Raw genomic sequence first — 15,169 nt, forward strand, 5'->3', positions numbered from 1 at the left:
TAATAATTCATTTTTTAGTTTTTATGTAGGTAATAATATCTTACAAATGGTAGGTTATCGTAAAGCTGAAAGTACGTCCTGACCGCTGGGTAAATGTGCGTAAGTCCCCTTCCTGGTATTCATCATTAAACCCTTCCTCGTACTGAAAACGGTCATTCCATTCATACCCGTTGGGATAGTTTTTAGGATCAAACCCAGGCTTTATATCATAGAATTTATTTCTGTAAAACTGAAAAGCAGTATTTAAAATATTACCGGCATTGAATCTTGTTTCCAGTTTATTATTGAACAATTTGTAGCTTATTTGCAGGTCCAGTTGCTCACGCGGCATTTCAAACTCCATTAGTGAAGGGTTTTCAGATACAATATTGGTTTTGTATCCGCTTTTATTATATACCACATTAAAGCCTATACGCTTTCCCGTATATAATAGGCCGGCATTCAGTAAAAAAGGTACCTGTCCGTATAAAGACCTTTTCTGTTGATAGCTGAGGAGTTTTTCTTCATTCGTTACGGCATCTCTTATTTCATAATTACTTTGTACCAGTGACTTTTGTAAGGTAAGGTTGCTGTACAGATAAATGTTTTCCAGCCATTTGGCCGGCGCAATAAAGCGCAGATTTTTACGCGCTTCCAATTCCAGCCCATATACCTTCGCCCAGTCAGAGTTACGCAAGGTGTAGGCCAGATTGCCTGTACCCACGTTCACAATCACCTCTACCGGTCTTTCAAAATATTTATAGAAAACACCGGCAGAAATCACTTCGCCGGCTCCCGGAAACCATTCTGCTTTCACATCGTAACTGGTAATAGGCGTGGCCTTTAACCCTGCATTCATATAATCACCATCCAGATAAGGATTATATCGTTGGAACTGGCTATTATCCATGGACTCAGGGCGTACCACCGATCTTGACCAGGAAGTTCTCAGATTTATATCACGGGTTGGGCTATACGTAAAGTTAGCAGACGGCATCCATTGCCAGGGGACTTCTTCCTGTAATTTAAAGATATTCAGTTTGGTATTGGTGGGATTACTCACTTCGGTATAGGCAAAATATTCTGCCCGCAGTCCCCATACCAATCTCAATTTATCCCCGAGGCGATTATCAAACATAACAAATCCGGCATGTGCCTGACTTTTGCCTTCATACGCATCCTTATACCAGGGGTTCACTGAATAAACATAACCTTTAGGGCCAATATGCTCCGCCTCTCCCCATTGTCCTACCGGCAAATACCGAAAAGTAGCATCATAATAACGCCTGTCTATCGTCAGTGCTACAATGCGCCAGTCAAAGTGTGCCCGCTTACTGTTGCCGGCATATCCCGTTTTAAAAATGCCCGCTACTTTCCCCAGTGTAAAGGGAATACTGGCAGCTACATTCCAGTTGTAATGACTTTCACTGTTGCGGTAATTGGAACGCGACATCGGTCTTTCCAATACCTCTGTTGTACTACCAGCGAAATAGAAGTAATCATACTTTCCTCCCAGCCGCTCCGCACCGGCCTGGGTAAATATAACATCCTTCTCTTTCCTTTGAATGCTGGTACGGGCCAGGTTCCACTCTATCTTTACTTTACCTGCCTGATGTAACCCACTTAACTTATGCTGCAATAAATCCATAAAAACGGGATCATCCGTTTCCCGCAAACCGGGGGGTAGTTTATTCACATCTTCAATAGCAACATCCTGCTCAAATCCCTTGGTACGTACCAATGTATTATCAAATACCCGGGTGTAGGTATTCCGGAAACTGAAACGATTGTTTCCGGTTTGCCAGCCGATGTTGAGAAGGGCGCCCCAGGTAGTGTTATAGCCATAAGCACCACCGGCATTATTGTATTCGTTCAACCACTTCCCCCGGTGCAAATCCTCATACAGGTTAATACTTTGTGTATTACGATAACTGAGTGAACCGGTAATACCCATTTTATTTTTACCGGTACTATCCAGGGGAATCAACCGGCCCAGTGACAACTGGTAGTTTTGTGAAGGACTGGCAGTATTACGATAGGTAGTGAAGTTATCGTGGTTATTGAATTTTCTGCTTTGTGCAGTAACTGCCTCATTATATTCGTCATCTGATTTTCCTATGTGGGGAAATACGCCACGGGCTGTATGCTGGAGATCTGCCGGAAAATCGCCCCGGTGGCCATCATCAAATCCCAGGAAGTCATATTTACCTTTTTTCCTGCTAAAGAAATCTTTCCCTGTAGCCTGATCATTATAACTGATACCTGCCGAAAAACTGGTAAAGTTGCGTTCCGGAATATCTTTGGTATTGATTTGTATTAACCCGCCTCCAAAATTCACAGTCATATCCGGCGTAACACTCTTGCTAACAATAACATTATCCACCAGGTTGGAAGGAATCAGATCAAAGGAAAAGTTGCGGCTTTGTGCTTCTGTACTGGGCAATGCAATACCATCCAGCATGGCAGCGTTATAACGTTCTCCAATACCTCTTACAATCACATATTTGTTATCCACTGTACTCAGGCCACTGATGCGTTTCAGACTTTCCCCGATATGCTTGTCCGGTGTGCGCGAAATCTGTTCTGCACTGATCCCGTTCGTAATTTCCGAAGCGTTTTTCTGTCGCAGGTATAAGACGTTGGTGGTTTCTTTTCCGGCAATTCCCTTTACCACCACGCCTGCCAGCTGTCCCTTATTTCTTTTCAGGGCAGATTTCAATTGAAAAGTGGCACCGGCTGTAATCAGGATATCCCGGACTTCTTTGGTACCATAGCCGATGTAACTGATTTCCGCGGTATAATTACCCGCTGGTAGTTTTATCAGAAAAGAGCCATCCATACCGGTTACCACCACTTTACCCGCCAGCTTCACGGTTGCTCCCGGCAACGGGTCTCCGTTTAGTTCATCCAGCATTTCACCCGACAGCGTACCTGTTTGTGGTTTTACCGCTTGTTCTTCCTGTTTGATGACAACAAAATTCCCATTCAACACATAGGATAATCCGACACTTTTAAGGGATATCAGCAGTTCACGCAACGTACGTTTTTTTGTATCCAGCGTAACCGATTGGGTAAGCAGGGAGGTTACAGCAGTACCATAGGATAGCTGTGCCCCTGTTTCGCTTTCTATAATACGGAACAACTGTTGGATGGTCATCGTCCGTTCTGTGATCACCACGCTTTTATCCAACACGGACTGGGCCTGTAATACACCGGCTGTTAGCAGCAACTGCAGACATAAAAGCCATTTCGAAAATCGTAATAAGTAAACCTTTTTTTGCATACTTTTATCATGTTAATATTACCGTCGTTTCTGCTGAAACAACTGTTGTGATTAATTACTGAGCCGCGAACTCAGTAGCATTGAGCCGTCTTACCTCCCCAGGTAAAACGGCTTTTTTTTCTGACAATCTTTTAGAGATAATAACCTGGTATTAATGTATATGGATGTTATGCTTATCAACAGTATAGGTAAAGCCGGCTGTCTGTGACAGGATAGCGAGTGTTTTCTCCAGAGATTCCCCCCTGAATCCAACGGTGATGTGCTCTTTTAACCGGGCCCGGTTATCAATCGTAATCTTTACATTAAACCATTCTTCCAGCGTTCGACACACATCTTGCAACGGGGTTTGCTGAAACACCAATTTACCGGTGATCCAGCTGCCGGCAGCCGGTGTAAGGATGGTGGTGGTACTAAACTGCGTTGTGAGATGATTATAGGAAAGTTGTTGCCGCGGTGTCAGGTGGCTGAGCAAACGTCCGGCATACGCCACGCCTACCTTACCGGTAGCTACTGTTACGGTCATTTGTGCAGCAGCCGGAAATCCATTTACTTCAAAAGAAGTTCCCAGTACATGCGTCACTAATTTTCCTACCTGAACGGTAAACTGTTTTCCGGAATTTCTCTTTACATCAAAGAAGGCTTTTCCTGCCAGCAGCACCGTTCTATCCGTCAGGCCATAATTTTCAGGAATCTGTATAGTGGAGTTGGGAGAGAGATATATTTTAGAGCTATCAGATAGTAACACGGTTCTCACCTGGCCAGGACCGGTGATGACCTGCTCATATGCCAGCGGGCGATCAGCAGCAGTATAATCAATATGTGGATTTTGGACTAACAGATAAATAGCCACGCCCATCAGGATCAGTAAGGTAGCAGCGTATTGCAGGAAGTGACGCGGGAGCCGTGCCATTATGGTAGCAGCGCGCGTTCTCATATCCGGCTGACGGATCTGCTGCCACATTTCCCGGGTAATTCGCTGGCGGCTGGCGGCAGATAAATGCACCGGTTCTTCCGCCGTCTTATCAAACCATTGCTGCAGCAGCTCTTTTTCTGCTGCAGTAGCCATACCTGCCAGGTAACGGTCAATCACCTTTTCCAGTTGTTCTATCTTCATGTATAATAGTCTTCTGACTATATGCGCATGAAACCAGTTGTTTTGACCATTGGGGTAAGGTTACCAAATTATTAACTCATGCTATCTCCGGTAGTATTGTGGATCAACAAAGCAGGATAGAAAGGATATAAGCTTCTTTAAGACCATAATGCAGCTTATGTAAGGCCGTATTGAGCTGATTGCGGACTGTGCGTTCTGCCACTCCCAGGCGGGCAGCAATTTCAGGAATAGATAATTCTTCCTCCCGGCTTAAACGGTATACCTGCTGCATTCTCAATGGTAGCTTGTCTACCTCCCGCTCCAGCAGACTTTCCAGTTCTTTGAGCTGTACAGGATCCAGCAGGGAGGCAAATCCTGGTAGTATCCGGGTGGCTATATTTTCCCGGCGTTGAGCATCTTTAATCGCGCCGGAGATGGCACGCAGTACTTCATAATGTGCAGCACTGGCAAGATATGCGCCTAATGTAGTTTCAATATTTAGTGTATGCCTTCGGACCCAAAGCCGGATCAGCATTTCCTGTACAACATCTTTAGCATCTGCTTCATTCTTCAGCCTTTTCATCGCAAACAGGAACAAGGACTCCCAGAAACGATCATACAGTATTTTAAATGCCTGTACATCATCTTGCCGGATACGCTCCAGTAAAGCGGTGTCTGAAAGCAGGGACATGCTGAAATTTTAAATAGCTGCTAAAGTAGTCAGTTTTTATTACCGAAACGTTAAGCATAGGATAACCCTGTATAAAAAAGGACCGCTCCCCGCGGGCAGTCCTCTTCCTTTTATCTTAAAATATCACTACCTGTATTATTATTAGTTAACTGAAATAGAAGGCAACGCCGTGGATTCTATACCAGGATTTGCGGTACCACTATAAGCCACTCTTACCTTTACCGTGGCAGTCCATATCTGTGGCGGATTACTACCCACCTGCGTACTACCGGAAATAACCGTAGTAAGGGAATGGCCTGCCCATGACAGATTATCCGTTTTTGTGGCATAACTCAGTATCAGCGGAGCAGGAGCATGTACATTCACTACACTGGACCAGCCAACATTATACCCGTTCTCATCTAATTGTTCTTCCCAGGTACAAGTATATTTTACTGTGGAAGTAGCACTTACATACCCTTTTGGTGCAGCAGCATTCAGTGAAAACGGCATCTCATAGTCTTTTCTGACAACAATCGGATCAAAACCGGCAATACGCTGCCGCGTAGTCTGTTCCTTTACCAGTATGGGCTTCGCGGTAATTTTAATAACGGTATCTTTCTCAAAAATGCTCAGTGCTTCATAGGCTTCTTTATACGTTTTAAATTGATTTTCGACAGACACCTTAACAGATTGGCCTTGTGGTGCATCTGTCAGGCCAATTAATTTTTCCAGTTTGGCTTTGTAGTCGGCTTCTGTTAATGCAGGCGTAGTGCTCTCCTTTCTACAGGAAAAGAAAATAATACTGCATACGAGTACTAAAATTATCTTCTTCATAAAATTGCTACAGCGGGGATTTAATGATGTTAAATAATTGGTTGATGATGATATTCTATGATAAAAGCGGTTGGTATTTCGCATCAAAATAGCTTTCAAAAATGCGATAATACCGCAGTTAAAAAATCAAGATAAATCTATCAAACCTTTTATCTGTCAAACACCAGGGCGGTAAGCAACAGGAGAAACGCCACAAACTTTCTCATGATAAAAAAGAGACAACAAACACAACGTGTTTTGAGATAAAAATCAAACTACGTATATACATTAAAGTTATGCAAACACACTAATATATCTATCTGCATAAAAAAAGACGGCTTGCATTAATGATCTTTTAAGATAAAAGGATCCGTAACAGGCTATAAAAAATAGCCCGTCATTTTAGCAAGCATGATAACTATGTATAAAAAGTAAAGTCCACCGGAGATATATCCGGTGGACTTTATACCATAAGTTTACGTTTACCCCTTACCGTTGTACATCCCACCAGACGCGGCCGGTAAGGTCATCCTTACCCTGTAATCCTGGCTGCGCACTGATAGCGGCATTCACATTCGCCGTATTGATATTATGCTCCGATAACGGATATCCCTGTCGCCGCGGAATAGGTATATTACCATTATCCGGCGCCGGTGTAAGTACCGGATAACCGGTACGCCGCCACTCGGCCCAGGCTTCATACCCATTCATATACAGGTGTACCCAGCGCTGGTAACCGATTTGTTTCAGTGCCGCTGCCGGGTTATAGGCCACCTCCGGACGCGCGATATAAGCATCCAGACCAGTAGTAGTACCTGTCCATTGATTCAGCGAAGCTGCAATAGCTTCTTCATATGCCTGTCTGGCTGCCGCATCTCCACCCGGTATCCAGCCTAGCTTAATGGCTTCCGCTTTGGCCAGCAGTACCTGTGCATAGGTAACCAGATAGTTAATGGAGTTTTGCTTACGGATCTCGGTACCCTGGAAGGAAACCGCATCTGCAGCTATATTCTGTGCGTCCTTTCCTTCCAGTCCGTAAGGCATACCTACATAATCATCACTTCCATTTTTAGCCGCAAATACCGGCAGACGAGGATCTCCCAATGGTTTCATATAATCGACCAGCGGTTTGCTGATACAATACCACCGGCGGCCCTGTACGGTGTATACATAATACCAGTAGTTCTGGTAGGCCGTTTCAGACAGATGCCGGAAAATAACATTATCGGCATTACTGGTAAAGATGCCTGTTTTGAGCGCGGCTTCAAATTCCCGTTTTCCCCATGCCGGATCTACTTTGGATAACCGCAACGCCATGAGCGCATGTATGGTGCCTGCCAGCCGTTTCCATTTCTCCGTATCGCCATAGTAAAGGATGTCTCCTTTGGCGGGCCGGTCAGGCCTGAGCTGGGCAGCAGCAGCGGGCAGCTCTTTAAACAGATCAGCGTAGATATCCTGTTGCCGGTCATAGGCCGGATCTATTTTAGCACGCCCCTGCAAAGCTTCTTTATAGGGCACATCGCCCCAGCGATCAGTGATATACCAGAAAAAATAGGCCCGCAGTATCCGGGCTACTGCCAGCTGATTGTTGGCGGCTCCCTCCTCTTCATTAAAGCGGGGCGTTTTAAGAATCAGGTTCAGGTTCATCAGTGCATCTGCATACACAGAAGAAAATTCAAAAGAGATATTAATATAGCGGGAAGCATCTGTATATATTTTTTCGGAGAGCTGTTGTGCGTACAATAACCCGTAAGGCGTGGCCGTAGTCGTATCCAGCCGTTGAATAGCAAAGGTCAGCAACTTCGGATTGGAGAACGTATCAGGTTGATTGGGATTTCTATTGATGCTATCCGAAAATTTGGTACAGCTGGTCAGCTGTATGCCTGCCCAGCAGGTAAATAAAATCAGGATATATGATAACTGTTTCATGATATGCCGGTTTACAGGGAAATATTCAGGTTAATGCCATAGGAACGGGTGGTGGCCAGTTGTCCGGTTTCCAGCCAGCTGATGGAAGAAGAGCCGGTAGAAAGTTCAGAAGGGTCCAGCCCTTTAGGCGCCTGCTGATAAATCATAAACGGATTGCGGGCAATGAGGGCTATATTCAGGCTGTTAAATGGTAACCGGGTGAAAGTAGTCTTACTAAAGGTATAGCCTACACGAATTTCCCGCATCTTGATATAGGAAGCATTATACAGCCATTCCTCATATACAGAGGTACCTAATACTGTCCGGAAATAGGATTTGGCATCTACATAAGTGGTGACTTCCTGACCGGTGCGATTGGAAATACCATTTACTTTTACACCGCCGCCTTCACTCACCGGGTCCCGTACATTTTTGCCACGATCGTTCATGGCAGCCGTTTCAGGCGCCTGGCCGGATTTAACGCTCAGCATTTTTGTCCAGCTGAAAAACCGGCCACCGGCCTGAAAATCGATCATGGCAGAGAGATCAAAGTTGCCCAGCCGGAAACTATTTTGCCAGCCGCCGGTGAAGTCAGGCAATACACTGCCGAAGTTATGGTTCTGTTCAAATAGGGGCAGATTGGCGTCATCCAGTAATATCTTGCCGGTATTGGCGTCCCGCTGATAGGCATTTCCTACCAGGGTACCGAAAGCCGCATTTACATCCGCATTCAGGTACATGCTTACACGGGCATAACTGTTTTCATCCAGCCGAAGGGTGTTGATGCCCGGATACAGCTCCTTCACCAGGCTACGGTTACGGCTAAAGTTGATGGCAGTATTCCATTCAAACTTTTTGGTGCGTACCGGTACGCCATTCAGGCTGACTTCCACCCCCTTATTTTGTATGTTACCGGCATTGATCACCGTACCGGTATAACCAATGGCGCCGGAAACATCCACATTCAACACCTGGTTTTTATTCTGCTGATTGTAGTAGGTAACGCTAACGCCTGCACGGTTTTTCAGGAACCGCAGGTCTATCCCCGCTTCAAATGAAGTGCCCAATGCCGGCTTAATATCAGGATTATTCAGGATAGACGGCAGGTGCATGGGCAGATAGGTAGTATTGTCTGCTGCTTTGTACGGAACACCCAGCAAAAATGATTCGTAGGTTTTATAAGGATCCAGGTCTGATCCGGCTTTGGCCAGGCTGATTCTGAACTTACCATAGGACAGTGGATCCCATTTCAGCAGTTCGCTGAATACCATACTGAATGCCACCGAAGGATACCAATAGGAATTGTTTGTGGGTGGTAAGGCAGAGGAAATATCATTACGCACTGTGGCATCCAGGTAATAGATGTTGTCATACCCCAGTGTAACCGCAGCATAACTACTGCGTACTTCCTTACGCCGCAGGTAGTTATCAACCTGCGGCCGGTCTACAGAAGCGGAGAGATTATAGAAATTCACTGCGGACAGTCCACCCTGTGTTCTGCCGGAGATATAGGAGTAGCGCTGGGTGAGCAGGTTGCCCCCTACATTCGCCTGCAGGTTTAATTTACCAAAGGATTTATTGTATTGTGCGAGCAATTCGTAGTTCATTTCCTTGTTTTCGAATTTGCCTTCATAATACTCGTTGATATCTCGGCCACCATACGCTTTGCGCTGGTCGATCGATTGCGTGAACATATCTCCCCTGATAGCACCAGTCAGTTTCAGGCTGGGCGATACATTATAGGTAAGGCCCACATTACCGAAAAAGCGATCCCGCGCATCGTGGTTCAGGTTTTCATAGGCTTCGAAATAAGGATTATTCCAGTCGCTGCCCGGCCTTTTCAGGAAGTTGGGATCTGTAATGCTTTCATGGTTCCAGTGATAAAAAGTGCCGTCGGAATATTTATACTGTTGGAGTTTCCGCATGTCCAGTGAACGCTCAAACCACTGGTAAAAATTCCGGGAGCCCTGGTAATATCCCTGGGCCGGACGCTGTCCCTTATTGTTGGCATAATTGAAACTGGTAGATACTGTGAGTTGCGGCGTGAGATTCAACGAACCGTTGAAACCCACGTTATTTCTTTTCAGCCAGGTGTTGGGTTCTATCCCTTTGATATCGGTATGATTGACAGACAAACGGTAGGTGGTATTTTCTCCACCGCCAGACATGCTGATATTGTTATTGAAGGTATGTCCTGTTTCAAAGTATTGTTTGATATTATCCGGATGCGGTATAAAAGGAGTGAGTTGCCCATATTCCGGATCTGCCGGATAAAAGCTATACATCTGCCGCACAGGCGTACCATCCATTTTTGGGCCCCAGCTTTCATCCGTGCCGGAAGCTACCGGTTGTTTGACGCCGTTGACGGTAATGGTAGAAAACTGCTGACTGCTGCCACCGCCGTAAATATTCTGTAGTGGCATAAAGTTGCCGGCCCTTTCCACGGAGAAGGCAGAACTAACATCTACACTGGCTTTTCTATTGCCTCTGCGGGCGCCTTGTTTGGTGGTGATGAGGATCACCCCATATTGGCCTCTCAAACCATATAATGCGGCCGCAGCAGGTCCTTTCAGTACATTCACGGAGGCAATATCGTCCGGGTTGATGTCTTGCGCCAGGTTGCCCAGATCCGGCCCATTCCTGCCGGCAAAATTGCTGTTCGATATTGGTGTACCATCAATGACCATGAGCGGCTGCTCCTGGCCGTTGATGGAGTTGATACCCCGTATCTTTATTTTCTGGGTACCGCCCATGCTGGCGCCGGAAGAGCCAACTACCTGCACACCGGCTACTTTACCGGCCAGGGAACCCAATACATTCTGCTCTTTGGTGAGGGTGAGGTTATTACCTTTTACTTCCTGGATGGCGTAACCTACGGCCCTTTCCTTGCGGGAAATCCCCAGGGCGGTCACCACCACCTGATCCAGGTTGCGGGCATCCTGCTTCAAGGTCATGCTGATACTGTTTTGCTGACCAGCTTCCGCTTCTGCTGTCAGGTAGCCAACGAAACGGAATACCAGCACTACGTTCCCGGCAACGCCATCCAGCCGGTAATTGCCGTCGGCTCCCGTGGAAGTACCCTTGTTGGTATTCTTTATCTGTATACTTACGCCGGGTAAACTTTCGCCATGTTCGCCCGTTACTTTGCCGGTGATGGTGCGGGTTTGTGCTAACAATTGGGAAATACAGGCACAGCACACTATCAGGATAGTGAAAAATTGCTTCATCAGTAGCTGATTAGATTTTGGTCAATATGAGTTCCCTATAAATATAACGCAATAAAAGCTTAATGTCAATAGTTTAGACGGGGATAAAAACAGCGCAGGAAATAAACGACAGCCTATAACGCTAAGGTATACACGTTATTAATAAGGCTGTCCGGAGAAGACAGCCGGCATACTTTTATGGTAATTTTACCACCCGGAAACCCTGGTTACTGAAAGAAGCGCGGGGACTCACTCTTCCTATATCTACGGAGTTAAAGAAACTACAGGCATGCTGACTGCACCACCAGGAACCGCCGCGCGCATGCACAATATTCCTGCCTTTGGGATCGGTCGGTAACTGACCGGTACAGAACTCAAATATATTGCCATACATATCATAAAGGCCCCAGGCATTGGGCTTAAAGCTGGCTACCGGTGCGGTATACATGTACCCATCGCTGCTATCTGCCTGTAAATGATTGCGGCCATGCCATACATTCGCATAGGTACCTATTTCCTGTTGTACACTACCCCAAAAATACGGGGTGGTGGCGCCGGCACGCGAAGCAATTTCCCATTCTTCCAGGGAAGGCAGCCGCACATGTGCCCATTGGCAATAGGCCATCGCATCCCGGTAACTGATGGTAGTAACCGGATGCTGCATTTTATTTTCAATGCCTCCCCGGCTGATACCATTCGGATACCGCCAGTAAGCAGTACTGTCTTCCAGCCACTGAAATTCCGCCAGGCCCGGAATAAATACCATGGCGCTATGGTATTTCTCTGCATCGGTGATATAACCGGTAGCGGCTACAAATTTTGCGAAAGCCGCATTGGTAAGCTCCGTAGCTGCGATATAAAAACTATCTGTATGAATTTGCCGTTGCGGGTTGGGTATATTTTCCTTGCTGCCAACCGTGTAGGTACCGGCTGGTATCAGTACAAAGCTGGTATCGGACTGGGCAAATAAATGGCTTGTCCCGAGCAGCATGAGCAGCATCAGGACAAACCATTTATAACGATATAGTGAGAAGGAATACATCTTATCGGGTGCCGGCGTAGAAATCTGATGCTCTTTTCAGGATCAGTTCTTCATTGGCGGTATTAAAATCCAGGTAAGCTTTGTAATTAAAATCCTGTCCATACAATTTGCGGAAAGAAGGAGAAGACATGAAAGGTGCATATTCATTGGTCTTCATCAGTAACATCAGTAATGTCAGGATATCATGATCTTTTTTATCGATGTTATAGGTAGCGATCAGGAAAGGAATCATCTCTTTGCCATTGATAGCAAGGATGGCTTTTTTATAGTTAGATCCCATTCTTTTACTTCTGTTCACGGATTCTTTGATCAGTGCCATCACAGAATCACGGTTGCTTTGCAGGAAGTTCGTCTGACGTTCGCTCCAGCTGTATTCATAAAAGATATCCGGTAATACGCCGAATATTTTCTTTTGTTCATCCTGGATGGGTGGAGAAGGATCACAGTTCTGACTGAAATTCTCCCCATGAATCATGTGATAGGTAAACTTCTCCCGGAGCGTCAAGGCCATATAATCCTTGTTACTCAGCTTATGTAGTTCTCCTTCTTCGAAAGGAACCTTGGCAATCATCGCTTTTATTTTTGCCAATCCATAGGGCGGCATCGTTTCTTTGAGGCGGTATTCGTGGTACGCTTCACTTTCTTTACTGGCGGGCTTCCACATCTCCCCTTCTTCCTGTGCAAAAAGAACAGAAGCAGGTAACAGTGCTGCCAGCAGCAATAAGTATTTCATGTCCGTTGTGTTTAGAAAGTAAAATTAAGATTTAAATCCGAGTGTCGAAATGATTGCTTACTTCACCCGTTTTGACTCATTTTCCAGGCCGGAATTTCTTTCTCTCCCTTTCAATACTTTCACGTTACCGAAGCGGTAACTAAAGCCCAGCTTCAGCTGACGGGAATCTTCCCGGCCTTCGTTCCGGTAGTAAATACCATCGTAGTCGCGGGTATTAGACCAGCGAAAAGTCTGAAACAGATCCGTAATACCAATCCGCACGGTTCCTTTGTCCTGTAATATTTTTCGTTGTACGCCAATATTTACCTGCCATACGTATTTGGTGCGCTGAAATCCGCCACCAATATCGGGCGACTGATAATAACCGCTCAGCTCCGCCTGCATTTTCTTATCCAGGTCAAATACCTGTTGTACATTCAGGACAACGGTGTTTACACTAAGCCGGGTAGCACGCGTTGTATCGTAGTTAATAATGTTTTGTTTGCGGAACATAGTCATGTTGGCCATAATATTCCACCATGGCAACGGCGACAGGCTGGACGATACATTCAGGGAAAGCAGATGCTGGGTACCCACATTCTGTGGCATCATCATCATTTTATTTCCGGCTACACTGTCGGTAATCTGTACATACATATCCCGTGTATGCGTATAAGTGAGGGTGGCCGCCAGTATCCCGGGTGCATTATAACCCAGGGTTACACTGTTGGCATACTGTGGCCGCAGGAAAGCATTTCCTTTCCAGAAAGACAGCTCATCCAACTGGTATTCAAACGGATTGAGGTCTGCATAGGTAGGACGATCGATTTTCCGGTTATACAACAACGAAAAGCTCTGGCCGTTTGTTTCCAGCCAGGTAACCTGCAAAGAAGGGAACAGGTCGAAATAGCGGTTATTGAGCTGTTGCGTACTATCATTACCGTTACTACTATTCCGGGCATGCAATATCCCATCTGCCACGGTTTGCTCTCCCCGTACGCTGGCCAGTATTTTAAGTTTATGCCATTGTTGCTCTCCCATGATGTAAGCGGCATATACTTTTTCATCATATCGGAAAGTATTGCTGCGTCCCTTGTTCAGCACCTCCTGATCTTTCTTCACATCATATACCTGTACTTCGTTGTCACTGGCCACCGTATTAGCTTTTACACCGGTATAGAACTTCCCGGCGCCCAGCCGTTGTTCATAATCGGCTTTGATACCATAGATATTGATATTGCTGCTATTGAGGGTCCGCAACTGATAATGATCGGTTTCCGTGACGCTGTCTGCCGCAAGAAACTGATTATACAACAGGTTTTTTATACGGGCACGGTAAGCGCCATAATCCAGGTCTGTACTAAAAACATAACCGGCAGTATCTTTATATTGATAGTTAAGGTTATAGTTTTTCCAGTTCTGGCGCTGGGAGTAATAATCATTGCGGGCTTTCAGCATCGACTGTAAAGCACCGGTAGCGCTATCTGCCAGGGTCGTGAATGTATTCGTCAATCCCGGTCCGAAATACAGATTGGCATTCATCATCACTCCCAGTGTATGTTTACTGTTGATATTGTAATCCACACCCATTTTGAAGTTCAGCGGATTTCGCATATCAGTATCCCGGGTGGTATTATAAATGATCTGCCCGGCTTGTTCCCGGTAAAAATCATACATCATATTCCGATGACCGAAATAATGATTGTAGTTACCATACAGGTTTACTTTTCCTTTCCGGTAATTCATATTAACAGCCGCTTCTGTTTTCGGCGTTTCACCGAAATGAATACCTGCGGCAATATCTCCGTTGTACCCGGAAGCGGTCAGTTTTTTTAGCCGGATATTGATAATACCACCGCTACCCGCGGCATCATATTTACCGGATGGGTTGGGCATCAGCTCAATCTGCTGGATGTTGGCAGACTGCAGTGATTTCAGCAAAGCCGTCAGTGCATCACCCTGCATATAAGTAGGACGGCCATCAATATATACCGTTACCCCTGTTTTTCCATTGAGGGAAATATTATTGGAACCATCCACCATAACACCCGGTGAACGTTTCAGCAGGTCCATGGCATTACTCCCCATCGCATTCACGCTACCACTCACATTGTACACCATTTTCCCTTCCTTGAATTCAATCGTTTTTTTTCGGGAGATGACCGAAATCTCTTTTAATGCCCGTATAGTCGTATCCGTTTTTTGGGCATAAACATACGTGGAACAACACAACAACAATAGCAAGATAACTTGACGCATAGAACAGAACAGGACTAATTTTGAAGGAAGCCAAAATACAATACTTAACGTTATTTTAATAGTAAAATAATAAATTCAGCAAACAAGTAAAACACTCCTGACAGGATACGTTTACCTCTATGCAATGACTATCATCAGCTATTTTATAAATGGTTGTTTTATCTCCGATGCATGAAAGCGAGCTGCCTGTTATATCATCTT

At 45.5% G+C, this 15,169-nt stretch carries 9 protein-coding genes; all 9 read right to left on the reverse strand.

Annotated elements, in window-relative coordinates:
• Nucleotides 1-40: 40 nt before the first annotated feature.
• Nucleotides 41-3,262, reverse strand: a complete 3,222-nt coding sequence (locus OL444_RS30730) for a TonB-dependent receptor (protein WP_264726845.1) — start codon at nt 3,260-3,262, stop codon at nt 41-43.
• A gap of 151 nt (nt 3,263-3,413) precedes the next feature.
• Complete coding sequence (locus OL444_RS30735) at nt 3,414-4,376, reverse strand: FecR family protein (protein ID WP_264726844.1); 963 nt, start codon at nt 4,374-4,376, stop codon at nt 3,414-3,416.
• 103 nt (nt 4,377-4,479) lie between these two features.
• Nucleotides 4,480-5,046, reverse strand: coding sequence for an RNA polymerase sigma factor (locus OL444_RS30740; protein WP_264726843.1), 567 nt, complete (start codon nt 5,044-5,046; stop codon nt 4,480-4,482).
• Nucleotides 5,047-5,187: 141 nt separating this feature from the next.
• Complete coding sequence (locus OL444_RS30745) at nt 5,188-5,862, reverse strand: hypothetical protein (RefSeq protein WP_264726842.1); 675 nt, start codon at nt 5,860-5,862, stop codon at nt 5,188-5,190.
• Nucleotides 5,863-6,330: 468 nt separating this feature from the next.
• Complete coding sequence (locus OL444_RS30750; protein ID WP_264726841.1) at nt 6,331-7,770, reverse strand: SusD/RagB family nutrient-binding outer membrane lipoprotein; 1,440 nt, start codon at nt 7,768-7,770, stop codon at nt 6,331-6,333.
• A gap of 11 nt (nt 7,771-7,781) precedes the next feature.
• The gene (locus OL444_RS30755; protein WP_264726840.1) at nt 7,782-10,976 is read right to left on the reverse strand and encodes a SusC/RagA family TonB-linked outer membrane protein; all 3,195 of its coding nucleotides are present in this window, start codon (nt 10,974-10,976) and stop codon (nt 7,782-7,784) included.
• 175 nt (nt 10,977-11,151) lie between these two features.
• Nucleotides 11,152-11,955 carry a formylglycine-generating enzyme family protein gene (locus tag OL444_RS30760; RefSeq protein ID WP_264726839.1) on the reverse strand — a complete coding sequence of 268 codons (804 nt, stop codon included), beginning with the start codon at nt 11,953-11,955 and terminating at the stop codon, nt 11,152-11,154.
• A 43-nt stretch (nt 11,956-11,998) separates the two neighbouring features.
• The gene (locus OL444_RS30765) at nt 11,999-12,730 is read right to left on the reverse strand and encodes a hypothetical protein (RefSeq protein ID WP_264726837.1); all 732 of its coding nucleotides are present in this window, start codon (nt 12,728-12,730) and stop codon (nt 11,999-12,001) included.
• A gap of 57 nt (nt 12,731-12,787) precedes the next feature.
• Nucleotides 12,788-14,968, reverse strand: coding sequence for an outer membrane beta-barrel family protein (locus OL444_RS30770; RefSeq protein ID WP_264726835.1), 2,181 nt, complete (start codon nt 14,966-14,968; stop codon nt 12,788-12,790).
• Between the last annotated feature and the right edge of the window lie 201 nt (nt 14,969-15,169).

Source organism: Chitinophaga nivalis, assembly GCF_025989125.1.
Lineage (GTDB): Bacteria > Bacteroidota > Bacteroidia > Chitinophagales > Chitinophagaceae > Chitinophaga > Chitinophaga nivalis.

Bases quoted from the DNA above. Each gene is read 5' to 3' on its own strand.
- OL444_RS30730 (WP_264726845.1), bottom strand. From the start codon at position 3,262: ATGCAAAAAAAGGTTTACTTATTACGATTTTCGAAATGGCTTTTATGT.
- OL444_RS30735 (WP_264726844.1), bottom strand. From the start codon at position 4,376: ATGAAGATAGAACAACTGGAAAAGGTGATTGACCGTTACCTGGCAGGT.
- OL444_RS30740 (WP_264726843.1), bottom strand. From the start codon at position 5,046: ATGTCCCTGCTTTCAGACACCGCTTTACTGGAGCGTATCCGGCAAGAT.
- OL444_RS30745 (WP_264726842.1), bottom strand. From the start codon at position 5,862: ATGAAGAAGATAATTTTAGTACTCGTATGCAGTATTATTTTCTTTTCC.
- OL444_RS30750 (WP_264726841.1), bottom strand. From the start codon at position 7,770: ATGAAACAGTTATCATATATCCTGATTTTATTTACCTGCTGGGCAGGC.
- OL444_RS30755 (WP_264726840.1), bottom strand. From the start codon at position 10,976: ATGAAGCAATTTTTCACTATCCTGATAGTGTGCTGTGCCTGTATTTCC.
- OL444_RS30760 (WP_264726839.1), bottom strand. From the start codon at position 11,955: ATGCTGCTCATGCTGCTCGGGACAAGCCATTTATTTGCCCAGTCCGAT.
- OL444_RS30765 (WP_264726837.1), bottom strand. From the start codon at position 12,730: ATGAAATACTTATTGCTGCTGGCAGCACTGTTACCTGCTTCTGTTCTT.
- OL444_RS30770 (WP_264726835.1), bottom strand. From the start codon at position 14,968: ATGCGTCAAGTTATCTTGCTATTGTTGTTGTGTTGTTCCACGTATGTT.